The organism is Romboutsia sp. 1001216sp1, assembly GCF_039841805.1.
In the GTDB taxonomy this organism is placed as follows: domain Bacteria; phylum Bacillota; class Clostridia; order Peptostreptococcales; family Peptostreptococcaceae; genus Romboutsia_C; species Romboutsia_C hominis.
This window is the reverse complement of record NZ_JBDPHA010000003.1, coordinates 58526-82052: the sequence shown is the minus strand read 5'-3', so window position 1 is coordinate 82052 and position 23527 is coordinate 58526. Positions and strand designations below refer to the sequence as shown.

Sequence of the window (23527 nt, the reverse complement as noted above, 5' to 3'; positions counted from 1 at the left end):
GAAGTTTAATGATAGATTTAACTTCTATTGTATAGTGTATATTTAAATTGATTAAAATTATTTTAAGAATATATTCTATTTTCTTAAAGATTATTGACAAATAAAAAAAATGAGATATACTTATAGATATTAATACCCCCTGGGGGTATAATGAAAATAGTATTCAAGCGGCTGAAATAAAAAATAGGGCTTATAAATATATAAAGTCTATAAAAAATATGAAAGGAGATTTAACATGAATAATATAGTAAAAAGAAGTTACAAAGTAACAGGAATGACATGTTCAGCCTGTGGTAAAGCTGCAGAAAGAGCTGTCAAAAAAATAGATGGCGTAGTCAGCCAAAGTGTAAATATGGCTACAGAAAAAATTAACATAGAATATGATAAAAATAAGGTTAGCTTTGAGGAATTGCAAAATGCAGTAAAAAAGGCAGGTTACAATTTATTAGAAGATGTTAGTTATAGCAAAATAGATTTTAAAATAGGTGGTATGACTTGCGCTTCTTGTGCAAAAGCAATAGAGAGAGCAGTCAATAAATTGGATGGAATACAAAGTATTAATGTAAATGTAGCTACCGAAAAAGCAACTATAAGTTATGATTCATCTAAGCTAAAATTAACCGCAATAAGAAATACTATTGAAAAAGCAGGATATAAAGTATTAGAAAAAAGTACAACTAGTAAATCAAACAATGTAGATGAAGATAAATTAAGAAAAGAAAAAGAAATGAAAACACTATTTATAAAGTTTTTAGTGGCAGTAGGATTTTCAATACCGCTATTTTATATAGCGATGGGACCTATGGTACCAAGTCCAATTGGACCGTGGCCAGTTCCAGATATTATAAACCCAATGACAAATTCTCTAAACTATGCTTTAATCCAAATAGTACTAGTAATACCAGTAATGATAGCTGGAAATAAATTCTACACTAATGGATTTAAAGCACTTATAAATAAAAGTCCAAATATGGATTCACTAGTAGCAATAGGAACATTAGCAGCATTTTTATATAGTTTATATACAACAGTCCAAATGGCTACTACAAATATGGTAGCAGGACATGAACATCAACAATTATATTATGAAAGTGCAGGTATAATAATAGCACTAATATTACTTGGTAAATATTTAGAATCGAGATCAAAAGGAAAAACAAGTGAAGCTATAAAAAAACTTATGGGTCTTCAACCTAAAACAGCAATAGTTATAAAAAGTGGAAAAGAAATAGAAATTCCAATAGAAGAAGTAGAAGTTGGAGATGTAATAATAGTTAAACCAGGAAGTAAGATACCAGTAGATGGTATAGTAATAGAAGGACATACTTCTGTAGATGAATCTATGCTTACAGGTGAAAGTATACCTGTAGAGAAAAGTGTAGGAGATAAAGTTACAGGAGCAAGTATAAATAAAAACGGTAGTATAAAGTTTAAAGCAGAAAAAGTTGGAGCAGATACAGCTTTATCTCAAATTATAAAATTAGTTGAAGATGCACAAGGTAAAAAAGCACCAATAGCAAAATTAGCAGATACTGTATCAGGATATTTTGTACCAACAGTTATAACAATAGCTGTAGTAACGGCATTACTTTGGTTTACAGTTGGAGGAAAAGGTGTAGAATTTGCACTTACAATATTTATATCAGTACTTGTAATAGCTTGCCCATGTGCACTAGGACTTGCAACACCTACAGCGATTATGGTAGGTACAGGTAAAGGTGCAGAAAATGGTATATTAATCAAAGGTGGAGAAGCATTAGAATTAGCACATAAGATAGATACTATAATATTTGATAAAACAGGAACAATAACAGAAGGGAAACCTAAAGTTACAGATATAGTAGTAACTAACAATATTGATAAAGATTATTTATTAAAAATAGCAGCAAGTGCTGAAAAAGGTTCAGAACATCCACTAGGAGAAGCCATAGTAAGATTTGGTGAACAAAAAAATATTGGATTTATGAAAGTAGAGAAATTCAAAGCTATACCAGGTCATGGTATAGAGGTAACTATAGATAATAAAAATGTATTACTTGGAAATAAAAAGCTTATGGATGATAGAAAAATAAGCTTAGGAAATTTAAGTAATAAATCAGATGAATTAGCAATGCAAGGTAAAACACCTATGTATATAGCTTTAGGAAATGAATTAGGTGGAATAATAGCAGTAGCCGATGTAGTTAAAGAAAGTAGCAAAAGAGCAATAGATAAACTTCACAGCATGGGAATAAAAGTTGCTATGGTAACAGGAGACAACAAAAAAACTGCTGATGCAATAGCAAAAGAAGTTGGAATAGATATAGTACTTGCAGAAGTTTTACCACAAGATAAATCAAATGAAGTTAAAAAACTTCAACAACAAGGTAAATTCGTTGCAATGGTAGGAGATGGAATAAATGATGCTCCAGCATTAGCACAAGCAGATATAGGTATAGCAATAGGAAGTGGAACAGATGTAGCCATGGAATCTGCGGATATAGTTTTAATGAGAAGTGACTTAATGGATGTTCCAACAGCTATAAAATTAAGTAAAGAAACTATAAAAAATATAAAACAAAATCTATTCTGGGCATTTGCATACAACACAGTAGGAATACCAGTAGCAGCAGGTGTATTATATATGTTTGGTGGACCATTATTAAATCCAATGCTTGCAGCAGCGGCTATGAGTTTAAGCTCAGTATCTGTAATAACTAATGCACTTAGACTTAAAGGATTCAAAGCATATAAATAATATTCTAGTTAATATAAGTTGATTAGACAGATATAAAGTATGAACATTAAATTAACTTATGAAATACAAAATATTCTTTTACAAAATGAATTTACGTAAATATCCATAAAAGATGATTCCATAAATTTAAAGGTCAATGAAAAAAACTATAACTTTTATAATCATAAGGATAAAATGTATTTTTAATATAGTAAAAGATTAATAAATACCAAAGTGGTAAGATTATATCAAAATAAAATCATATATGGATTTTCAAGAGCTAGGGTAAAACCTAGCTCATTTTTATGTATAAATTTTTAAAAAATATTTTATAGAGAAAGCTTATCCAAGCATTTTACTATTTTATAATCTGTAAAATAGTAAAATGTTTGAATATATGCACCACTAAAATTAATTTATCGTAGATTTTCTTTTCTTAAATATATGCGATGATTTCTATATTCAAGTCCTTAATTATAGAAAATATCTATTTAACGTGGGAAAATTCCAATGTTATAATAATAACCAGAAAAAATAGGAGGGATATTATGAATAATATTGAACAAAAAGCAAAAGAAATAAGAAAAATAGGCGAAGGATACTTTGAAAGAGGAGAATTTTACTGTTCTGAAGCAGTAGTAAAAACTATAAATGACGCTTTAGGTAATCCTTTTAGTGATGATATAACTAAACTAGCATCAGGTTTTCCTATAGGAATAGGTAAAGCTGGATGTTTATGTGGAGCAGTAAGTGGTGGAGTAATGGCCCTAGGAATGGTATATGGTAGAAAACATGGAGAGCCTATGAATGAGGATATGTTTAAACGTTCATCTGGATTACATGACCACATAAAAGAACTTTACAAAAGCACTTGTTGTAGGGTTATGACTAGAAATTTTGAATTTGTATCAGAAGAAAGAAGACAACATTGTATAAAAATAACTGGTGAAGTTTGCGCATATGTAGCAAAAACTTTAATGGAAGATAATAAATTAAATAAATAGTCGAAGGATTTAGTTACTATGAAAGATAATTTTAAGAATATACCAATAGCATTATCAGCTATATCATTAGGTTTTATGGGATTGGGAACTGCCTTTGCAGGATTTAATATTTTATGGGTAAGACACATAGCAGTTTTATTTTCAGTAATTTGTTTAGGACTTATATTTTTAAAGTATGTTATGCACCCAAAAGTAGTTTTAGAAGAAATAAAACACCCTGTATTAGGAAGTGTTTATCCTACTGTCTGTATGACAATTATGGTTATAGCTGTCTATTTTAATGATTTTAATCATATGATAGGAAAAGGAACATGGATATTTGCAATAGCTCTACATTTTATAATAAGTATATTTTTCTTCAAAGAAATGTTTAAAGAGTTTAAATTAGATAAAATGATACCAGGTTGGTTTATTCCTAGTGTGGGAATAGGAGTAGGAGCCGTTACCAGCGGTCCAATGAATATGCCTTTACTTTCGGACATTGTATTTTACTATGCATTAGCTATGTTTGCAATAATAACACCAATTATGATTTACAGACTAAAAAAACATTCTAAATTACAAGGGCCTGCAAAATCTACAATAATGATATTTACAGCTCCAGCTAGTGTATGTTTAGCGGGTTGTTTAGCTACTAGCAATATGGAAAATCAAATACTTGTAAGCATTCTTGCAATATTAACATACATATCTATTATTTATAGTTATGTATTATTACCACAACTTATAAGGGAAAAATCACTTCCGCATTTAGCACCATTGACATTCCCATTATCTATAGGAGTTATAGCTTCTCAAAGATATGTAAAATATCTTGGAAATAAAAATTCAAATTTACAAGGGATATGCGAAATATTATTATATTTCCAGTGTGTAGTGGCTACTTTAGTTATAGCATATGTAGTAATTAAAGCTGTTTGTTTATTATTTAGTAAATTTAAAACAGTAGATGACAAAGGATTAAGTGTATAAAGAAAGCAAGTGTAGTTTTTACACTTGTTTTTTATATGCCATTTTATATAAAAGAGTATAATGCGGATTTTGAATAAACGATTACTTATAGTCATCTTTATGTTAGTAAATAAATAAAAAATACATTTAATATTATAAAAATTTAAGGTGATAAAGATTTATTTAAGAATATAGAATTTCCATAGTTTAATTAAGTGTTTACTAGGTATAAATAAAATATACTTTAGCCTAGGGAGGTTTTACTATGAATAATGATAGAATATGTGGTTGCTGCAATGTGACTATTGAAGATATAATAAAAGCTAAAGAAAATGGATGCACAAGTGTTGAAGAGATAGTTAAAGAAACAAATGTAGGAAGAGCCTGTGGTAGATGTAAAGATAAAGCAGAGTTAATGATTTTAAAAGTACTTTTAAATAGACTTTATATAAAGTAATAATTGGCCATATTGATGAAAGATTCAATATGGTTTTTATTTTACAAAAAAATTATATTAGTTTTTAAGTATTAAATAATATATAATTTATGTGATATGATTGAAAAGAACACAATTAAGTAATTGAATAAAGTTTAAATAGGATTAAAGTGGGGGGCTTAAAGCTAATTAAATCATAGATTTAAATTTTATATTGGGAGAATAATAATGATACTTAGAATAATTGTAAACATTATTTTGGCAGTAAATATATTTTTATATGGTATGGAAAATGATATATACTTCGACAAAGTAAGTTATCCAATATGTATAGCTTTAATTAGCATAAGCTTATCAGTTTATATGCTATACATAATCAAACTTAAAAATAAAAAAATACTATTAGGAAATATTTTATATATGATTATAGTAACCTACCTTTATCCTCCATCTTTAGTGATTTTGACATATATGATAACTGAATATATACAAGTTAAAGGCTATAAATGTAGGTATATTTTACTTTTTGTATATATAATGTTATCTATAAAGATAGGATTAAATTATAATGATATATTTATAGGAATAATTGCTAGTATTTTTACTTATGAAATTATGAGATATGAACAAAAAATCTTGAAAATAGAAAAAATTAACTATGATTTAAAAGAGAAAAACTATAACATTGAAGAAAGAAGAAAAAAAGAAAATCGTATAAGACATCAAAATGTTGAAGTTGTAAAAATCGAAGAAAGAAATATGATATCTCAAAAACTTCACGATAAGATAGGACATACTTTGGCAGGAAGTATAATGCAACTAGAAGCTTTAAAAATAGTAATTGTAAATGATAAAGAAAAAGGCAATGAAATGCTAGAAAATATAATTACAAACTTAAGAAATGGTATGGATGATATAAGGCAAACTTTAAGAAAAATAAAGCCAGATCAATCGCAAGTTAATATAAATAATCTAAGGTTAATGTTAGAGGATTTTTCTAATAAATCTAATATAAATACTAAATTAAATATAGAGGGAGATTTAAATGAGATAAATTTAGTTTATTGGAAAGCTATAATAGAATGTTGTAGTGAAATATTGACAAACAGCATGAAATATTCCAATGGGGAATTAATTAACATTGACATTAGCGTATTAAATAAAATTATAAGATTACATATAAAAGATAATGGTTGTTATCAGGGTGAAATAAAAAAAGGAATGGGGTTATTAGGGATTGAAGAGAGAATCATCAATTTAGGTGGAGATATTTATTTTAATAATGAAGATGGATTTTCAAACCTAATAATACTTAAAAGGTGAGAAAATGATAAAATTAATTATAGTAGATGATGATGTTTTAATAAGAGAAAGTCTAAAAATAATAATAGGGATAGATAGTGAAATTGAAGTAGTTAAAGCTTTGGAAAATGGGAAAGAATGTATAGATTTTTTAAGTGAAAATGAAGTAGATGTAGTACTTTTAGATATGAGAATGCCAGTGATGGATGGTGCAGAAGTGCTAGAGGAAATTAGCAAGAGGAATATAAAGGTTAAGGTATTAATACTTACAACTTTTGATGAAGAAAAACTAATAAGTAGTGCTATAAAGCATAAGACTAGTGGATATCTGCTAAAGAGTAGTAAGCCAGAGAAAATCATAAGTGGGATAAAATCTGTTTATCTTGGAAATGGTGTTTTTGAGTCTGATATAGTGTCAAAATTGGTAGTGGGTAGTAGTAATAAAAATGATAAGTCAGATGATGAGGGTTTAAATATTTATGGGTTAACAGATAGAGAAAAAGACATAGTAAGACTTATATCAAAAGGCTTATCAAATAAAGAAATTGCAAATAAGCTTTTTTTATCTGAAGGAACCATAAAAAATCATATAACATCTATTCTGTCTAAAATGGATTTGAAACATAGGACACAGATAGCTATAGAGTATTTAAATAGTAAAATACACTAATTACATAATTGATTTTGAAGGAAAACCACTTAGGTTTTCTTTTTTATTTAACAAGGAATTATTTTAAATGAAATTAGTAAATGATTAAGGTTATTTGATAATCATGAAATTTATGACTTTAGTCATGGTTAATCAATGACTATGTGTACTTAAGGAATTTATATATCTTTAATATAATTAAAATATAAACTAATGTAAATAAATGGGAGTGATATTTATGAAATATATTGAGATAAGTGGCTTATATAAACGTTTTGGGGATGTAAATGCTATAGAAAATTTAAATCTATATATAGAAAAGGGGGATATATTTGGCCTGCTTGGACCAAATGGAGCTGGAAAAAGTACAACAATAAATATACTTTGCCAACTACTAGAAAAAGATAGGGGAAGTATAAAAATATGTAATGAAGAGTTAAGAAGGAGTGATGCTAACATAAGAGGTAAGCTTGGGATAGTTCCTCAAGACTTAGCTATATTTGAAGATATGACAGCATTAGAAAATACAATGTTTTTTGGTAGCCTATATGGGCTAAGAGGAAAAGACTTAAAAGAAAAAGCATTAAAAGCTTTGGAATTTGTAGGATTAGAAGACACTAAAAAGTTAAGCAAGACTTTTTCAGGAGGAATGAAAAGAAGATTAAACATTGCTTGTGGAATAGTACACAATCCAGAGTTATTAATCTTAGATGAACCAACTGTTGGAATAGATCCACAATCCAGAAATCATATAATGAAATCTATAAAATTTCTAAATAAAAACGGATGCACAATAATATACACAACACATTATATGGAAGAAGTAGAAGCTATTTGCAATAATATCGCAATAATTGATAAAGGGAAGGTCATAGCAAGTGGAAGTAAGGAAAGCTTAAAATCAATTATTACAGATAAAAACAAGTTTGAAGTAATGGTTAATGATATTACAGAAATAAATGAAAAAGAGTTAATGGATATAAAAGGAATAGATAGTGTTGAATTTAAAGACAATAAAATTATTGTAAGTATAGATAGAGAAATTAATGGTTTAAATGAGTTCATACTTTATATAAGTAGTAAATCCATTAAAATTTTAGATATAAAAAGTAAGGCACTAACACTTGAAGATGTGTTCTTAAATCTCACAGGAAGAAAGCTTAGAGATTAAGGAGGAGGAAAAAATGAGTATAATACTATCTGCAATAAAAAGAAGTTTAAGAGATAAGAATACAATCATTGGTACTATATTTTTAGTTATAATGCTTCCTTATATATTCTCAATAATTTTTAGCTTTGATAGTGTAAAGGAAAGCCTTGATATAAGTATAGTAGGAAACAAAAATAGTGAAATAAACAAATCATATGTAAAAGCATTAGAAGAATTTGATAAAGAAAATGAGATGATAAGCTTAGATTATAAAATCTATAACAAAGAAGAACTTGATAAAAATATTGAAGAAGTAAATAAGAGTAATTTAACTGTAATTATAGATGATAAAAATAGGAATATAAAGTTTGAAGGAAGCAAAAAACTTAGTATGGGTGAAGAAGTTATTGAAGGGATTACAAAAGAATTTTTTAATTTAATGTCTGTATACGAATCAGTGGCCAAAGAAGGTGAAGTACCGAGTATAAGTAATAATTTAGTAAAGGTATCAGAATACAAAAGTGAAGGAAATAAAAACTTAATAGCAGAAGATATAGATTATGGTAAATACTTCAGTGTAGTCATGCTTCAAATGGCAATCCTTGCAGTAAGTGCTTGTTCTTTTAAAAATACCTTTTACATAAAAGAAAATATAGGAGAAAGGGCAAAGTCCTCTCCAATGAAAATATCTAAACTTATGTCACTAGAGTTAATAGGCTCATTCATAGTTATTTTTGGTCAAGGAATTATAATGTTACTTGCAATATCCATTTTATATGGTGTAAATATTACTAAACAAAATTTATTAGGAATGATAGCCTTGATAAGTGTACTTAGTATGCTTTCTGTTTGTATAGGACTATTTGCATCATCTATATGTAAGAAAAGAAGCGTTGGAGAAAATGTCTGCTCTATAATTGTAACTGTTATGGCTTTAGCTTCAGGCGAACTTATGCCGAAAATGGAACAATTTGCAAAAAATATTCCAATATTAAAGTTAAATCCATTTGTATGGATCAGTAAAGAATTTAATTCATTAGTAACTTTAAATTATAGTGAAAATTTATATACTGCATTAGGTGTTGGAATTATAGCATCTATTGTGTTAATGGCTATATCAATACTAATTTTAAGTAGAAAAGTGGTGAAATAATATGAAAAATATCATGATTATATTAAAGCATAATTTAAAAGGTACTATGAAAGGGTGGTTTTGGTTAGTATTAATATTTCCAATAGCTATTAATATACTTGTTAGCGTGTTGGTTGATAAAGTAGACTCATCTCTAGAAGATTCAAATAATAGTTTTAATGTAGGGATATATACAAAAGACAATAGTGAAATAGTAGATGGTTTATTGCCACCAGATAAAGTAGGTAGTTTTTTTAAAGTTAGTAGTGTAAAAGAGCTTAAAGAAACTTTAGATAAAGGAGATATATCTGTTGGAGTCATAATAAATAGTAAAGATATATATAAAGATATAAAAACTAATAAAGAAGGAACAATAGAAGTCATTTCTCAAAGTAATTCAGGAAATAAAGAGTATATACTTAGCGTTATAAATACTGGAATTATGCAAATTCAATCTTTTGGAGATAACAAAGATGAATACCTAAAATTATATAAAGAATATGAAAAGAATAGCTATAAATTTACTTATGAAAATAGTGATTTATCGTATGCTTTCCATTATATAATCATGTTTGGTTTATTTGAAATGGCATTTTTAATTATAGGAGGAAGATGTATAGCACCATTATTAAAAGAAAGGGAGCTCAAAATAGACAGGAGAATTTTAATGTCTAAGATAAGTAAGGTAGAATATACATTAGGACACATATTAGGATGCTTTGTATTATTGTTGTTTCAAGGTGTAACTTTAGTAGCTACTTTTTATATACTAAATCCACAGTTTGATATTAACTTAATATGGATGATGCTACTATCGTTTGCATTATCCATTGTAGGGATAGCAGTAGCTTTAGTAGTTTTAAGTATATCTAATAATTCAACAATGTATTATACACTACTTTCTGTAATAGTAACTCCAATGTGCTTATTAGGTGGTGGATTTCTTCCTATAGAATTTATGCCAGAATCAGTTCAACATTTTTCACTGATTTTACCACTAACTTGGATAAATTCAGCATTTAAAAAGATTATTATGGAGGGGAGTTATTTAAGTATAGGGTTAGATTTATTAGCAGCAGTATCAATATCATTAGTATTAATTATGCTATATTTAGTATTAGAACGTAAAAGAAAGAATAAATTAACTTATTAAATAATATCATTAAGAATAGAGAAGTTTTTATTTATATTATTTAATATTAGATACCACTTTTTCATAAATAAACTGAAGCTAATATTTAAGACGGTTTATAATGGATAGGTGGTTTTTATTTTTGTAATAAAATATAATAAAAGATAGTTTTACTTAAAATAAATATAATGCTAAAGAGGAGACAAGGTGATTAATAATATAAATAGTAATTCATATAGCAATTTATCTAAAGCAGTATTAACAAATAGAAATAATCAAGCTAAGAGAATACAAGATAAGTCAGCAATAAAAATAGATTTAGAGGCAGTATCAAAGGAACAATTTGCTAAATTAAATAAATCTCAAAAAGAAGAAGTAGCAAATTTATTAAAGCGAATTCAAGGAGAAATAGCAAAGGCAGAAATAATAGCAGTAAAAATAGTTAAGGGAGAGACATTAAATTTTGAAGAAAAAAAGTTTATAAAAGAAAAATATCCAGATTTAAAGCAAGTAGCAGAAGAATCTGCAAAAGAGGTAAAAGAATTAAAGCATGAAATAAAAAATTTAAAAAGTGAAGAACAAAAACAACAAGTAATATCAAAAGCAATAAATAATATAAAACTAATGAATAAAAAAGGAATACTTTCTGAGGTACAAACTAAAATTAAAATGTCAGGAATAGAAGAAGTTGAAAAGTTCATAAAGAATATTCAAACAGAACTTAAAAAGGCAGAAATGATAGCAGTAAAAATAGTTAAAGGAGAGATATTAAATTCTGACGAAAAAAACTTTATAAAAGAAAAATATCCAGATTTAAAGCAATTAGCAAAAGAATCTGAAAAAGAAGTAAAAGAATTAAAGCATGAGATAAAAAACTTAAAAAGTGAAGAACAAAAACAACAAGCAATATCAAAAGCAATAAACAATATAAAACTAATGAATAAAAAAGGAATACTTTCTGAAGCACAAACTAGAATTAAAATGTCAGGAATAGAAGAAGTTGAAAAGTTCATAAAGAATATTCAAAAAGAACTTAAAAAGTCAGAAATAATAGCTATCAAAATGATTAAAAGTGAGAAATTAACTCCTAAAGAAAAAAATCTTATAAATGAAAAGTACCCAGAGTTAAGACATGAAGTAGAAAAATATATAAATAAAAGTAATAGCTTAAAGGAACAATTAAAGTTATGTAAAAATGAAGAAGAAAGGCAACAAATAGTATCAAAAGAAATTAAGAATATAGAAAATATGAGCAGTAAAGGTATTATTTCAGAAAGTGAATTAAAAATAAATATGGCAGCAATAGAAGAAGCTGTCATATTTATAAAAGATAGCAAATTAGAAATAAATAAAGAAGAAAGAGAAAATGATGAAGGTAAGTTATTAAAGTTTATTATAAATCCATATTTCTATGTAGGTACGGTTTCAGATAATCTATCAAGCATATTTATTATCATAGCAATAATAACAATTATTTATCTGTTTTTATAAACATGCTATTCATATTAAAGAAGAGTATTTTTATTTATAGCGTTACAAGAGTTTAGTTACAATAGATGATTAATAATCCTATAGATTTATACATAAAAGACGTATATAGAATATATAGACATCAAAATAGTTAGTAGAGAAAATTGGAGGATTATAATGGGACTTTCAGAAAATACAAGCCAAACGAAAATACTTTTAGAGTCTGGCACTAATGAACTTGAGATTATGGAGTTTACAATTTCAGGTGAAGTATTTGGTATAAATGTAGCAAAAGTACGTGAAATTTTAATGGCTCAAGAAGTAAAGAAAATGCCAAATTCACATGACGTTGTAGAAGGTGTATTTAAGCCAAGAGATGAGATTATCACGGTTATAGACCTTGGAAAATATTTAAATCTTCCTAAGCCAAAAGATATAGGACATGATATATTTATCGTTACTCATTTTAACAAGTTAAACTTTGCATTCCGTGTAAATTCAGTAGTTGGGATTGATAGAGTTTCTTGGAAAGATATAAAAAAACCAGATAGAGTTATATATGGTGGAGATGAAGGCGCAGCAACAGGTATTGCAGAATACAAGGATAGACTTATAACTATATTAGATTTTGAAAAAATAATTGCAGAAATTAGTCCGGAATCAAGTATTCAATTTGAAGCTATAGAAAAATTAGGCGATCGTAAATGTAATGATAAAACTATTTTAATAGTAGAAGATTCAATGTTACTTTCAAAACTTATAATCGAGTGTTTACACAAAGCAGGCTATAAAAACACAGTTAAGGCAGATAATGGACAAGAAGCATGGGATTATTTATTAGAAGTAAAAACTTGTGGTGACCCAATTGAAAATCATGTTTCTTGTATAGTATCAGATATTGAAATGCCTCTAATGGATGGTCATAGGCTAACAAAACTTGTTAAAGAAGACAGTGTTTTAAAAGATATTCCACTAATACTATTCTCATCTTTAATAAGTGAAGAAATACGTATTAAAGGTCAGGCACTTGGAGCGGATGAACAGATAACTAAGCCAGAAATAGTTAATCTTGTTAGCATTATAGATAGATTAACAGAAAAATAATAAGGAAAAATTAAATAGGGTTAAGTAAAATACATTTTAAATATATCAAATATAAGAAAATATTATCATAAGCGTATGATAATATTTTTTTATTTATTTTAAAATATATAAAAAAATTTATAAAATAAAAATATATTGACTATAAAAAATTAGATGATATAATAATTATATAAATCAAGTGATAATAATTATTAATAACAAAAAATAATGATAATAATTACATAAATAACAACACGGAGGAATGACATGAAAAGATTAAAATCATTAGTAGTATTAGGTGTAACAATAGCTACTCTTGGAATTGTTACTGGTTGTTCGGGAAACAGTAACAATGAAGATAGTAATAAAAAAGAAGAAACAAGAGTAGTACAATCAGTAAAAGGGGAGGTAGAAATACCAGCAGATCCTAAAAGAATAGTTGATATATCTGGAAGTAGTGAGGAGCTAGTTTTACTAGGTCACACTCCAGTAGCTACAGCAAATGTAGATTCATATGAAACAGATAAAGTTCCATCATACGTAGAGGATAAGTTAGGAAAGTCAAAAGTAGTTGGTCACTCAATGATGGATACTATGGATATAGAAGCAATATTAGCATCTAATCCAGATTTAATAATAATGGCACCAAGACAAGAAAAGATATATGATCAATTAAAAGAAGTAGCTCCAGTAGTTATGCTAAAAGATGAAGCAAATGATTGGAAAGCTAAACTTAAAGATGTAGCTAAGTTATTTGGACAAGAAGAAGAAGCTCAAAAATGGTTAGATAGCTACTATACAAAAGCTAAAAAATTAGGTGATGAAATAAAGAAAGCTAATGGGGACAAAACATACTTAACAGTATTAGCTAGTCAAGGTCAATTTATGGTATTTACTGAAGGTGGTATAGGGACAATATTAAAAGATGATATGGGATTACCTCAACCTGCTAATATGCCTAAGCAAGATGGAATAACTTTACCAACTGTTACTATGGAAGGTTTAACAGAGATAGATGCAGACCATATAATAGTTATAGCTACAGATTCAGATAAAGCCGATTTAGAAAAAAGTACAGTATGGCCAGAAATTAGAGCTGTAAAAGAAGGTAACGTAACAATACTTGATGCAAGTCCATACTTTAGTCAAGCATACAATCCAATAGGAAGAGAATTATTATTACAATCAATAAAAGATGAAGTTGTAAAATAATATAAGTATATAAAGTAGGTGGTAAAAGGATATAACTTTTGTCACCTACTATTTAATTTATAGAGAATTAATTTCAATTAAAAAATAATTACAATTAAATTTTATGGGTATATTTAAAAGAGTATTTCAGTTAAATTTAATCTAAGGAGGAACTATGAAAAAATTAAGCAAAAAAACTTTAGCTTATTCATTTATGCTTATAGGAATAATATTGCTTATAGCTGGAATAGTTATGTCTATTTCACTAGGAGCGAAAGATATAGATTTTCAAACAATAATACATAGCATATTTACAAATAGTAATGATGTAAGTATTAAGATAGTTAGAGATGTTAGGATACCAAGAGCTGTTTGTGCAGCTCTTGTTGGAGGATTCTTAGCAGTAGCTGGAGCTATAATGCAAGGTATAACTAGAAACCCTATTGCAGAACCATCTGTAATGGGTATAACACAAGGAGCTACGTTTATGATAGCAGTAGCTTTTGTATTACAAAGGGTATATAAAAATTTAGTTATAGGAAGTTTTGGGTTGATGATATTTGCATTTTTAGGTGCTAGTATAAGTGGACTTTTAGTTTATTTTATAAGCTCAAGGTCGGCAAGGAAAGTAGATCCAGTAAAGCTTGCTCTTGCAGGAACTGCATTAGGTACTTTACTTATATCATTAGCTATGGGAATCTCAATGTACTTCAACTTATCTCAACAGCTAAGCTTTTGGATTTCTGGAGGACTAGTTAGTGCTAAGTGGGAAGGTGTTAAACTACTAGCTATAGTAGGAGGAACTGCATTTATAGGGGCTATGTTTATGGCACCTAAGATAACTATTTTAAGTTTAGGAGAAGAAGTTGCCATAGGATTGGGACAAAGAACAAATGCAGTTAGGTTTGTGAGTTTAATAATAGTAATATTTTTAACTGGAGCATCTGTTTCTGTGGCTGGAAATATAGTATTTGTAGGATTAATAGTTCCTCAAATTGCTAAAAGAGTAGTAGGAGCGGACTATAAATATATAATACCTAGTTCAATGATATTAGGTTCAGTTTTACTTGTATATAGTGATATTATGGCTAGAATGATTAATCCTCCTTATGAAACACCGATAGGTTCTTTAACAGCATTATTAGGAGTTCCTATGTTTATATACCTTGTTAGAAAGGATACAAAATAGATTATGAATATAAAAAAGAATAAAAAATTTATTATGATTATAGGCATTTTAATGGTATTAATATTTGCTACATTTTTAGTTAGTTTAAATATGGGATCGCTGTCTATAGAGCCATTAGATGTTATAAAAACTTTAGTAGGACAAGGATCTAAAAGTCATGAAATTGCTATATTTAAACTACGATTACCTAGAATAGTGATTGGAATTCTAGTTGGAACAGCTTTGGCAATAGCAGGTACTATTTTACAAGGTGTTACTAAGAATGATTTGGCAGACTCAGGAATACTAGGAATAAATTCAGGAGCTGCATTATTCGTTGTTATATACATTTATATTATGAATGGAAATGTATATGATGGGATAAGTAATATGACTATATTTACAATGCCAATAGTTGCATTATCAGGGGCTATATTTGGAGCATTTTTAATTTATATACTTGCATGGAAAAACGGAATAAATTCATCTAGATTATTGTTAATAGGTATAGGTATAAATGTAGCATTTACATCATTGCTTACAATATTCCAATTAAGATTTACAACACAAGAATTTAATAGAGTAATGGCGTGGACTTCAGGAAGTATATGGGGAGCAAGCTGGAAATATGTATTAGCAGTTTTACCTTTTATATTAATATTTACTTTGCTTACAATATATAAATCTAGATATTTAGATGTACTAAATTTAGGAGATGAAGTGGCAACAGGGTTAGGTATAGAGGTTGAAAAAGAGAGAAGAAGATTAATAATATATGCTGTAATATTAGCAGGTGTAGCGACTTCTGTAGCAGGAAGTATAGGCTTTTTAGGATTAGTTGCACCGCATATAGCTAGAAAATTAGTTGGGCCTAAGCATAAAAAGTTAATTCCTACAGCTGCACTTGTGGGAAGTTTAATTTTACTAGTGTCTGACACTATAGCTAGAAATTTAATAGCACCTATGGAAATCCCCGTAGGAATAGTAGTAGCAATAATAGGTGTTCCATACTTTATTTATCTGATGCTATCAGAATAAATAATTTCATTTTAAATAATCGAAATAATTAACCAAAGGAGATAAAAATGAACTGTATAAATACTAAAGATTTAAATATTTCATATGGAAATTTAGATATAGTAAAAGATTTAAATTTAGACATACCAAAAGGAAAAATAACTACGATAATAGGGTCTAATGGATGTGGAAAATCAACTATATTAAAAACTATAGCTAGAATTATACAACCTAAAAGTGGTGACATATATATAAATGATAAAAATATAAAGGAACAAAGTCCAAAAGAATTAGCAAAAACTATGGCAGTTCTTCCACAAAGTCCTCAGGCTCCAAGTGGCCTTACTGTAGAGGAGTTAATAGCTTATGGAAGATTTCCTCATCAAAAGGGATTTGGTAAATTAAAAAAAGAAGACAATGATATAGTTACATGGGCATTAAAGTCAACGGGAATAGAGGAATTTAGAGATAGACCGATAGAAGCCTTATCTGGAGGTCAAAGACAAAGAGCTTGGATTGCCATGGCACTAGCTCAACAAACAGATATACTTATACTTGATGAGCCAACAACATATTTAGACTTAGCTCACCAATTAGAAGTATTAAAGTTATTAGAAGAATTAAACAGAAAACAGGGAACAACTATTGTTATGGTAATACATGAACTTAACAATGCAGCTAGGTTTGCAGACTATATGATAGGTGTTAAAAAGGGTAAAATAGCATGTCAAGGTAGTGCACATGAGGTTATGACAAAGGAAAATCTTAAAGAGTTATTTAATATAGATGCTGAGATTGTTGAAGATCCTAGAACTCAAAAACCAGTATGTATAACTTATGACATGGTGGTATAGGAGTAATTTATGGAAAGTCAACAAGCTTTAAAAGAAGATAAAATAGGAAGGTTACTACTTAAGTATTCAGTACCTGCTATATTAGCAATGATGGTAACATCTTTATATAATACAGTAGATAGAGCTTTTATAGGTTCTATTAAGGATGTAGGAGCACTTGCTATATCTGGACTTGGAGTGACAATGCCTTTATTTACAATACTAGGAGCATTTTGTGTAGGAATTGCTATTGGAGGAAGTACTAATATATCTATAAAGCTCGGTGAAGGTAATAAAGAAGAAGCTGAAAGAATATTAGGAAATACATTTGCTTTAGAAATAGTTGTTGCTATAGCAATAATGATAATAGGGGCATTCTTTTTAGATGATATACTTTATATATTTGGAGCTAGTATTGATACTATTAAATACGCAAGAGATTATATGAGTGTAATATTCTTTGGTACATGGTTTAATTTACCAGGGTTTGCACTTAATAGTGCTATAAGGGCAGAAGGAAGACCTAAGCTAGCTGCTACGATGATGATAATAAGTTGTATTCTTAATCTAATATTAGACCCTATATTTATATTTGGATTTGATATGGGAATAAAAGGTGCAGCTATAGGAACTATAATGTGTCAACTGTTAGTATTTATATGGTCTACCTATTATTTTACACTAGGAAAATCAAATCTTAAGCTAAAAATCAAAAATATTAGGCTAGAAAAAAGACTTTTAAAAGCTATTATATTAATAGCATTAACTCCATTTTTTATGGAACTAGCATCAGGTTCTATACATCTAGTAACAAACAGAGTACTGAAAATATACGGTGGAGACTTAGCAATAGGAGCTATGACAACCATAACATCTATATACTTGATTTTCTTAATGCCTGTATTTGGATTAAGCCAAGGAATGCAAACTATAATTGCATATAATTATGGAGCTAAGCAATATGGACGTACTAAAAAGGCATTGTTAATAGCTATGTTAGTAGGAACAATAATATTAACTTTTGGGTTTATATTTATTAGATTATTCCCAGAGTTATTCATCAGTATATTTACAAATGACAGTAAACTTACTGAGTTAGCTATGAATGGAGTAAATATATATACATTTACATTACCAACAATAGGTATTTCTATTTTGGGAGCAGTATATTTCCAATCAATAGGTAGTGCAAAGATATCTATGTTTTTAAGTTTATTAAGACAAGTTATAATATTAATACCTGTTATACTTGTAGTACCTAGAATATACGGATTAAATGGAGTATGGGCATCACAACCAATAGCAGATGTAAGTACTATGATTATAGTAGGTATATTTTTATTAAGAGAGTTTAAAAAAGTAAATAAATTTTAAAAGAAAACACCCATATCAATATTTGATAGGGTGTTTTTACAATGTACCATAAAATGGTAGTTACAAAAAAGTGCCTAATTGTTAATGTCAATTAAATTTGTTATATTAAACATATAAATATAATGAAAGGATTTTAAGTATTAAATGTACTTAGAAATAGGCATAAGATTATGACTGATAAATTAACTTACAAAATACAAAATTTACTTCTTACAAATGAATATACAGATATAAAAGTAAGCAGCAAAGTAAATGGTGAAGAAATGAATATAAAAGAGGCTAATATAAAATTTAGATATGAGCCTAAAGAAGATAAAGGATATCTAAGTTTTGGAGAATGTAAAAATACTACTGTATGTGAAGTAGAAGACAGTGCTATAGATGAGATAGTAGTATATGATGATTCTTTACGTATAGAAACAAAAGAAAAGACATATTACTGTTATAAAGATAGCGATAAGATGTATTTTTAATAATATAACGTTTAGTTAGGTAATGAGCGAAATTTAATCTAAAAGTATTAAAGGTAAAAGAAGATGCTACCATAGTCTTATGATAATATCTTCTTTTATTTTTATTCGGAATCAAAAAACTCTAAAATCTCACTCTAAAAATAATAACTATGGACAAGTTAAATTATATTTTTAGCAAAAGGAATTTTATATAATTGTGATATTGTTTTAAGTTTAAATAATTTACAAATAAAATATTATATTATATAATATAATAAAATAATCAAGCTAATAATTAAAATGTGCTTATAAATTAAGATTATATGCTGGATAAGAAGTGAGCTTTAAGCTTGCAACTTATCCAGCTTTTTATATCATAAATAAGTTATTAACATAAGGAGGAAAGAGAATATGAGTGTTTTTGTGAAAGAAAAATCTTTTTATAAAGATGTACTAAAAATTAGCATACCGATAGCTATGCAGGGACTTATAAATGTTGGTGTAAGTATGACAGATACTATGATGTTAGGCTCTTTTGGGGAGATAACACTATCAGCAGCATCCTTAGCGAATCAATTTTGTTTTATATTTTTAATTATTAACTTTGGACTAGGTGGAGGAGCAGGTGTATTATCTGGTCAATTTTGGGGCAAGAAGGATATAAATTCCATTAACAAAGTATTATCAATATTGATAAGAGCTAGTATAGCTTTTGCTATAATTTTCTTAAGTTTATCACAGTTTATGCCAGATAAAATAATGTCTATATATACTAGTGAATTACCTGTGGCAGATCAAGGAGTAATGTACCTTAAGATAATATCATTATCATTTATATTCCAAGGAATATCTACTACAGTAAATATTTTGTTTAGAACAGTAGGGTCAGTTAAAGTTGCTTTATTTGCATCTTTAACATCTTTTGGATTTAATATTTTTCTAAATTGGGTTTTAATATTTGGTAAATTAGGCGCACCAGAACTTGGAATACAAGGAGCAGCAATAGCTACTCTTATAGCTAGAATTATAGAATTTACAGTGGTAGTTACTTACTTATTTAAGATAGATAAAAAACTTAACTTCAAATTAAAGTATTTACTTACTTTAGATAAAGAGCTACTTAAAAGTTATATAAAAATAGGTGGACCTGTTTTAGTAAGTGATCTTATACTTGCTCTTGGTCTTAACATGGTATCTGTAATAATGGGTAGAATGGGTTCAGACATGGTGGCAGCTAACAGTATATCTGCTGTTGTCCTACAGTTTACTAATGTATTTTTAATGGGTGTATCTAATGCAAGTGGAGTTATTACAGGCAATACTATAGGTAAAGGAGATTATGAATCAGCATATAAAAGAGCTGTTACGTTCTTGGCTATGGCTATTATATTAGGGGGATGTTCAGGAGTAGTTATATTTAGCCTTAAATATATTGTAATAGATTTTTATAATATATCAGATTATACTAAATCTATTGCCTATCAATTAATGAACTCAACGTCAGTTTTAGTAGTATTTATGTCTGTAGCAACACTTCTTACAAAAGGGGTACTTAGAGCTGGTGGAGATACTAAGTTTTTAATGATTGCGGATGTATTATTTTTATGGATTATATCTATTCCACTAGGATATGTAGCTGGGATTGTTTTAGAATTACCTCCAGGAATAGTTCTTATTGTATTAAAATCAGATGAGATTTTAAAGGGAATTTGGTGTGTGTTTAGATTATTTAGCAAAAAGTGGATTAGAGATATTGATTATAAAGAAAAAGATAATAAAAATCTAGAGGCTTGTGTTAACAATTAATATATAAAAAGATACTACAATAAATTATGTAGTATCTTTTTTGTATAAAGGATTATAGGAGATTTAGTCGAATATATTATCTACTAACACTAAGTCAAAGGGGATGACAAGTAAAATAATGAATAGAGTTGATGAAAGAGATACAATGTTTGCTAGATCAAACTATGAAAAGGGTAGTGAGGCTTATGTAGATTACTACTCGAGAAATCCTGAAAAAAAGGATATAGATGATAGCATAAGAACTAGACCTTATCTATGCAGTGAGGAAAGTATGACGTATAATCCAACAAATTCACCAATGGCTTTGTCTGCATTTGAATTTTTATCAGACATAAAGCACTTATGTGAAAACAAACCTAAACCAGAAAAGGTAAAAGTAAATAAAAAAATAATAACTAAGAAAATAAAGGGGTTTGCAAAACAGTATGGAGCTAAATTAGTAGGGATAACAGAATTAAAAGACTATCATTATTATACTCATAGAGGAAGACATGAAGAAAATTATGGTGAAGAAATAACTAATCATCACAAATATGGAATAGTATTTGCAGTAGAGATGGATAAAGATATGATAAATAGAGGACCTATGATAGCAGAAGTTATAGAAACTAGTAAGTGCTATGTAGATGCATCTATAGTTGGGATGGTACTTAGTTATTACATAAGAAACCTAGGCTATGAAGCTAGAAATCATATGGACTCGAATTATTTATTGATGCCAGTTAGGGTGGCAAAAGATGCTGGACTTGGACAGATAGGAAGAAATACTATTTTAACTACTAAAGATTATGGCTCAAGAATAAGACTTGGAGTGGTAACTACAGATTTAGAATTAGATGTAGATGAGCAAATAGATTTTGGGCTAGATGACTTCTGTAAATTGTGCAACAAGTGTGCACATTTTTGTCCTTCGCAATCTTTATCCAATAAGCCAGATAAAGATTCTTGGGTAATAGAGCAAGAATCTTGTTACATAAAATGGTTGTATATGGGGACAGATTGTGGGATGTGTATATCAGTATGTCCATTTGCACAAGAGTTAGAAACTATAAAAGAAGTAAATACTTTTAAAGATAATCAAGAACTTATAAAAAAGGCTCTTGATGAATATAAAGAAAAGTTTGGTAAAAGACCTTTCGTTCCAGGAAATCCTGATTGGTTAAGGTAAACATATTGAATTAAAATAAGCTGTAGGTAAAGTTGTATTAAACAAACTTATCTACAGCTTTTATAAATTTATTTAATCATCAAAATCCTTATACAAAGAGTACTCATTACAATCTATAAAATAAATTTTTTCTATATCTTTTATATAAAGTTTATTTATGTCATCTGTATAAGAAAAGCTAACTCCAATACCACAGTTAGAGCTTAAATTTCTGGGAACTGGAGAAGACTCATTTTCCATACCACTTTTAGTTAAAAATCTAGAAAATTTAATAGCGCAAGAATGAGTAAACTTTTTATATTTTGACAAGCAGCATTATTATCTACCAAAACTTCTACACCTTAAGGATTTTCTTCTAAACCCTTCTTAGCCATGAGTACAGGTTGAAGACAAGAATATCCTCTAGCATCTATTTTTTTAGCCAATACTAACATATACTTTTAATTTATTTTTTATATCTTTATCAGCCTTGCAACTGTAATATGAAATGATACCAAGTATAAAAAAGCATACAATCACAGCTATTTGACTATTAGATGTAGGTCCTTTTGAAGAAGATGCTAATTGGAAGTTGTGACAAAAAGCTGCTCCAACAAGCATACCAAATATAGTTATTACAGAGTCAATATTTCCCTCGCCAGATAAAATTAATTGTCTCATAGGACAACCACCTAATAATACAGAACCCCATTCTGCTAATACCATACCTAAAAAATTCCATAAACCATCTGTATGGGCTACTGGCTGATCAGTAAATCCAGGAGTGAAGAATCCAAAAGTTAAATTCCCTATAAAAGCAGCTACTAGCATAGCTAAAAATCCTAATAAAAAATAATAATCTTTAAACAATATTAAATCTCTAAATCTACCAACCATACACAATCTAGTTTTTTGACATATAACTCCAACTACTAGCCCTATTATTAAAGCTATAAAAGCTAGAGCATGCTGAGAACCAGGACCTTCTTTTGAGAATAACAATAAAGCAGAAGATGATATTAGCATAATGAATAATACAATATTTATAGCTGGGAATAAAAATCCTTCTAATCTAGTTTGTTTGTAACTTCTCTTAAGAGAGAATCCTTTTGCAAGCAAACTATACCAATAAGTATACCTACTACAAAACCACCTATACCAAATAAAGCATTTAAATCTCCACTTGCAAGTATAAGCACCATTCTAGTAGGACAACCTAAGAACATTAATGCTCCTCATTACTATAAATCCTAGACAAAATCTTATAAATGGAGAAGAGCCACCATGAGACTTAAATTCACGACTACTAAGTGCTAAAATAAAAGAACCTAGCACCATTCCTATAATCTTAGATCTTATATATTGAACTATTTCAGTTCTATGAAGGCCCAATGAACCTGCAATATCTCTAATAAATCAAGTTACACATATTCTCATATTCCTTGGATTTCCACAAAGTACGGATAAAACAGATATAATTCAAATTATAGCTCAACCGATAATGATACTTCTTT

At 28.2% G+C, this 23527-nt stretch carries 22 protein-coding genes; 19 read left to right on the top strand and 3 right to left on the bottom strand.

The genetic code is table 11. The features are described 5' to 3' along the window. The first annotated feature begins 235 nt into the window (after positions 1-235). The 19 genes from ABHC41_RS04725 (at position 236) to ABHC41_RS04635 (ending at position 22034) form a co-directional block, all read left to right on the top strand. Positions 236-2737 carry a heavy metal translocating P-type ATPase gene (locus ABHC41_RS04725; RefSeq protein WP_271893208.1) on the top strand — a complete coding sequence of 834 codons (2502 nt, stop codon included), beginning with the start codon at positions 236-238 and terminating at the stop codon, positions 2735-2737. Between the two features lie 527 nt (positions 2738-3264). Beyond that, positions 3265-3720, top strand: coding sequence for a C-GCAxxG-C-C family protein (locus ABHC41_RS04720; RefSeq protein WP_271893206.1), 456 nt, complete (start codon positions 3265-3267; stop codon positions 3718-3720). A gap of 18 nt (positions 3721-3738) precedes the next feature. Beyond that, positions 3739-4692 carry a TDT family transporter gene (locus tag ABHC41_RS04715; protein ID WP_271893203.1) on the top strand — a complete coding sequence of 318 codons (954 nt, stop codon included), beginning with the start codon at positions 3739-3741 and terminating at the stop codon, positions 4690-4692. A 244-nt stretch (positions 4693-4936) separates the two neighbouring features. After that, a complete protein-coding gene (locus ABHC41_RS04710; RefSeq protein ID WP_092922834.1) occupies positions 4937-5128 on the top strand; it encodes a (2Fe-2S)-binding protein in 192 nt (63 codons plus the stop codon). Positions 5129-5335: 207 nt separating this feature from the next. Continuing rightward, entirely contained in the window at positions 5336-6430 is a 1095-nt protein-coding gene (locus tag ABHC41_RS04705; RefSeq protein ID WP_271893200.1) for a histidine kinase, read from the top strand. Positions 6431-6434: 4 nt separating this feature from the next. Further along, the gene (locus ABHC41_RS04700; protein ID WP_271893198.1) at positions 6435-7079 is read left to right on the top strand and encodes a response regulator transcription factor; all 645 of its coding nucleotides are present in this window, start codon (positions 6435-6437) and stop codon (positions 7077-7079) included. A 217-nt stretch (positions 7080-7296) separates the two neighbouring features. Then, a complete protein-coding gene (locus tag ABHC41_RS04695) occupies positions 7297-8229 on the top strand; it encodes an ABC transporter ATP-binding protein (protein ID WP_092922843.1) in 933 nt (310 codons plus the stop codon). Between the two features lie 13 nt (positions 8230-8242). Next, entirely contained in the window at positions 8243-9361 is a 1119-nt protein-coding gene (locus tag ABHC41_RS04690; protein ID WP_195237934.1) for an ABC transporter permease, read from the top strand. 1 nt (position 9362) lies between these two features. Beyond that, the gene (locus ABHC41_RS04685; RefSeq protein WP_271899769.1) at positions 9363-10493 is read left to right on the top strand and encodes an ABC transporter permease; all 1131 of its coding nucleotides are present in this window, start codon (positions 9363-9365) and stop codon (positions 10491-10493) included. Positions 10494-10679: 186 nt separating this feature from the next. Beyond that, positions 10680-11963, top strand: a complete 1284-nt coding sequence (locus tag ABHC41_RS04680; RefSeq protein ID WP_271893193.1) for a hypothetical protein — start codon at positions 10680-10682, stop codon at positions 11961-11963. A 156-nt stretch (positions 11964-12119) separates the two neighbouring features. Beyond that, positions 12120-13046 (top strand): chemotaxis protein, encoded by a 927-nt coding sequence (locus ABHC41_RS04675; RefSeq protein ID WP_092922854.1) that lies wholly within the window; start codon positions 12120-12122, stop codon positions 13044-13046. A 246-nt stretch (positions 13047-13292) separates the two neighbouring features. Further along, complete coding sequence (locus ABHC41_RS04670) at positions 13293-14237, top strand: iron-hydroxamate ABC transporter substrate-binding protein (RefSeq protein WP_271893191.1); 945 nt, start codon at positions 13293-13295, stop codon at positions 14235-14237. 154 nt (positions 14238-14391) lie between these two features. Further along, on the top strand, positions 14392-15405 hold the full coding sequence (locus ABHC41_RS04665; RefSeq protein ID WP_092922861.1) for an iron ABC transporter permease: 1014 nt from the start codon (positions 14392-14394) through the stop codon (positions 15403-15405). Between the two features lie 3 nt (positions 15406-15408). Beyond that, a complete protein-coding gene (locus ABHC41_RS04660) occupies positions 15409-16422 on the top strand; it encodes an iron ABC transporter permease (protein ID WP_166504805.1) in 1014 nt (337 codons plus the stop codon). A 47-nt stretch (positions 16423-16469) separates the two neighbouring features. Continuing rightward, positions 16470-17255: an ABC transporter ATP-binding protein gene (locus ABHC41_RS04655; protein WP_166504806.1), complete on the top strand. Its 786-nt coding sequence runs from the start codon at positions 16470-16472 to the stop codon at positions 17253-17255. Between the two features lie 9 nt (positions 17256-17264). Then, positions 17265-18608: an MATE family efflux transporter gene (locus tag ABHC41_RS04650; RefSeq protein ID WP_166504807.1), complete on the top strand. Its 1344-nt coding sequence runs from the start codon at positions 17265-17267 to the stop codon at positions 18606-18608. Between the two features lie 170 nt (positions 18609-18778). Continuing rightward, positions 18779-19081 carry a hypothetical protein gene (locus tag ABHC41_RS04645; protein WP_092922873.1) on the top strand — a complete coding sequence of 101 codons (303 nt, stop codon included), beginning with the start codon at positions 18779-18781 and terminating at the stop codon, positions 19079-19081. Between the two features lie 390 nt (positions 19082-19471). Further along, on the top strand, positions 19472-20866 hold the full coding sequence (locus tag ABHC41_RS04640; protein ID WP_092922876.1) for an MATE family efflux transporter: 1395 nt from the start codon (positions 19472-19474) through the stop codon (positions 20864-20866). Positions 20867-20984: 118 nt separating this feature from the next. Then, positions 20985-22034 (top strand): reductive dehalogenase domain-containing protein, encoded by a 1050-nt coding sequence (locus ABHC41_RS04635; RefSeq protein ID WP_166504808.1) that lies wholly within the window; start codon positions 20985-20987, stop codon positions 22032-22034. Between the two features lie 72 nt (positions 22035-22106). Here ABHC41_RS04635 and ABHC41_RS04630 read toward each other — a convergent pair whose 3' ends face one another. The 3 genes from ABHC41_RS04630 to ABHC41_RS04620 all read right to left on the bottom strand — a co-directional run bounded on the left by ABHC41_RS04630 (position 22107) and on the right by ABHC41_RS04620 (position 23239). Then, on the bottom strand, positions 22107-22343 hold the full coding sequence (locus ABHC41_RS04630) for a putative Se/S carrier-like protein (RefSeq protein ID WP_166504809.1): 237 nt from the start codon (positions 22341-22343) through the stop codon (positions 22107-22109). 108 nt (positions 22344-22451) lie between these two features. After that, on the bottom strand, positions 22452-23132 hold the full coding sequence (gene yedE, locus ABHC41_RS04625) for a YedE family putative selenium transporter (protein ID WP_330678013.1): 681 nt from the start codon (positions 23130-23132) through the stop codon (positions 22452-22454). After that, positions 23081-23239, bottom strand: coding sequence for a hypothetical protein (locus ABHC41_RS04620; protein ID WP_330678014.1), 159 nt, complete (start codon positions 23237-23239; stop codon positions 23081-23083). Before ABHC41_RS04620 ends, yedE begins: the two co-directional genes overlap by 52 nt. Positions 23240-23527: the final 288 nt, after the last annotated feature.

Excerpts from the sequence above, each read along its gene's own strand:
- ABHC41_RS04725 (WP_271893208.1), top strand. The coding sequence starts at position 236 with ATGAATAATATAGTAAAAAGAAGTTACAAAGTAACAGGAATGACATGT.
- ABHC41_RS04720 (WP_271893206.1), top strand. The coding sequence starts at position 3,265 with ATGAATAATATTGAACAAAAAGCAAAAGAAATAAGAAAAATAGGCGAA.
- ABHC41_RS04715 (WP_271893203.1), top strand. The coding sequence starts at position 3,739 with ATGAAAGATAATTTTAAGAATATACCAATAGCATTATCAGCTATATCA.
- ABHC41_RS04710 (WP_092922834.1), top strand. The coding sequence starts at position 4,937 with ATGAATAATGATAGAATATGTGGTTGCTGCAATGTGACTATTGAAGAT.
- ABHC41_RS04705 (WP_271893200.1), top strand. The coding sequence starts at position 5,336 with ATGATACTTAGAATAATTGTAAACATTATTTTGGCAGTAAATATATTT.
- ABHC41_RS04700 (WP_271893198.1), top strand. The coding sequence starts at position 6,435 with ATGATAAAATTAATTATAGTAGATGATGATGTTTTAATAAGAGAAAGT.
- ABHC41_RS04695 (WP_092922843.1), top strand. The coding sequence starts at position 7,297 with ATGAAATATATTGAGATAAGTGGCTTATATAAACGTTTTGGGGATGTA.
- ABHC41_RS04690 (WP_195237934.1), top strand. The coding sequence starts at position 8,243 with ATGAGTATAATACTATCTGCAATAAAAAGAAGTTTAAGAGATAAGAAT.
- ABHC41_RS04685 (WP_271899769.1), top strand. The coding sequence starts at position 9,363 with ATGAAAAATATCATGATTATATTAAAGCATAATTTAAAAGGTACTATG.
- ABHC41_RS04675 (WP_092922854.1), top strand. The coding sequence starts at position 12,120 with ATGGGACTTTCAGAAAATACAAGCCAAACGAAAATACTTTTAGAGTCT.
- ABHC41_RS04670 (WP_271893191.1), top strand. The coding sequence starts at position 13,293 with ATGAAAAGATTAAAATCATTAGTAGTATTAGGTGTAACAATAGCTACT.
- ABHC41_RS04665 (WP_092922861.1), top strand. The coding sequence starts at position 14,392 with ATGAAAAAATTAAGCAAAAAAACTTTAGCTTATTCATTTATGCTTATA.
- ABHC41_RS04660 (WP_166504805.1), top strand. The coding sequence starts at position 15,409 with ATGAATATAAAAAAGAATAAAAAATTTATTATGATTATAGGCATTTTA.
- ABHC41_RS04655 (WP_166504806.1), top strand. The coding sequence starts at position 16,470 with ATGAACTGTATAAATACTAAAGATTTAAATATTTCATATGGAAATTTA.
- ABHC41_RS04650 (WP_166504807.1), top strand. The coding sequence starts at position 17,265 with ATGGAAAGTCAACAAGCTTTAAAAGAAGATAAAATAGGAAGGTTACTA.
- ABHC41_RS04645 (WP_092922873.1), top strand. The coding sequence starts at position 18,779 with ATGACTGATAAATTAACTTACAAAATACAAAATTTACTTCTTACAAAT.
- ABHC41_RS04640 (WP_092922876.1), top strand. The coding sequence starts at position 19,472 with ATGAGTGTTTTTGTGAAAGAAAAATCTTTTTATAAAGATGTACTAAAA.
- ABHC41_RS04635 (WP_166504808.1), top strand. The coding sequence starts at position 20,985 with ATGAATAGAGTTGATGAAAGAGATACAATGTTTGCTAGATCAAACTAT.
- ABHC41_RS04620 (WP_330678014.1), bottom strand. The coding sequence starts at position 23,239 with ATGTTCTTAGGTTGTCCTACTAGAATGGTGCTTATACTTGCAAGTGGA.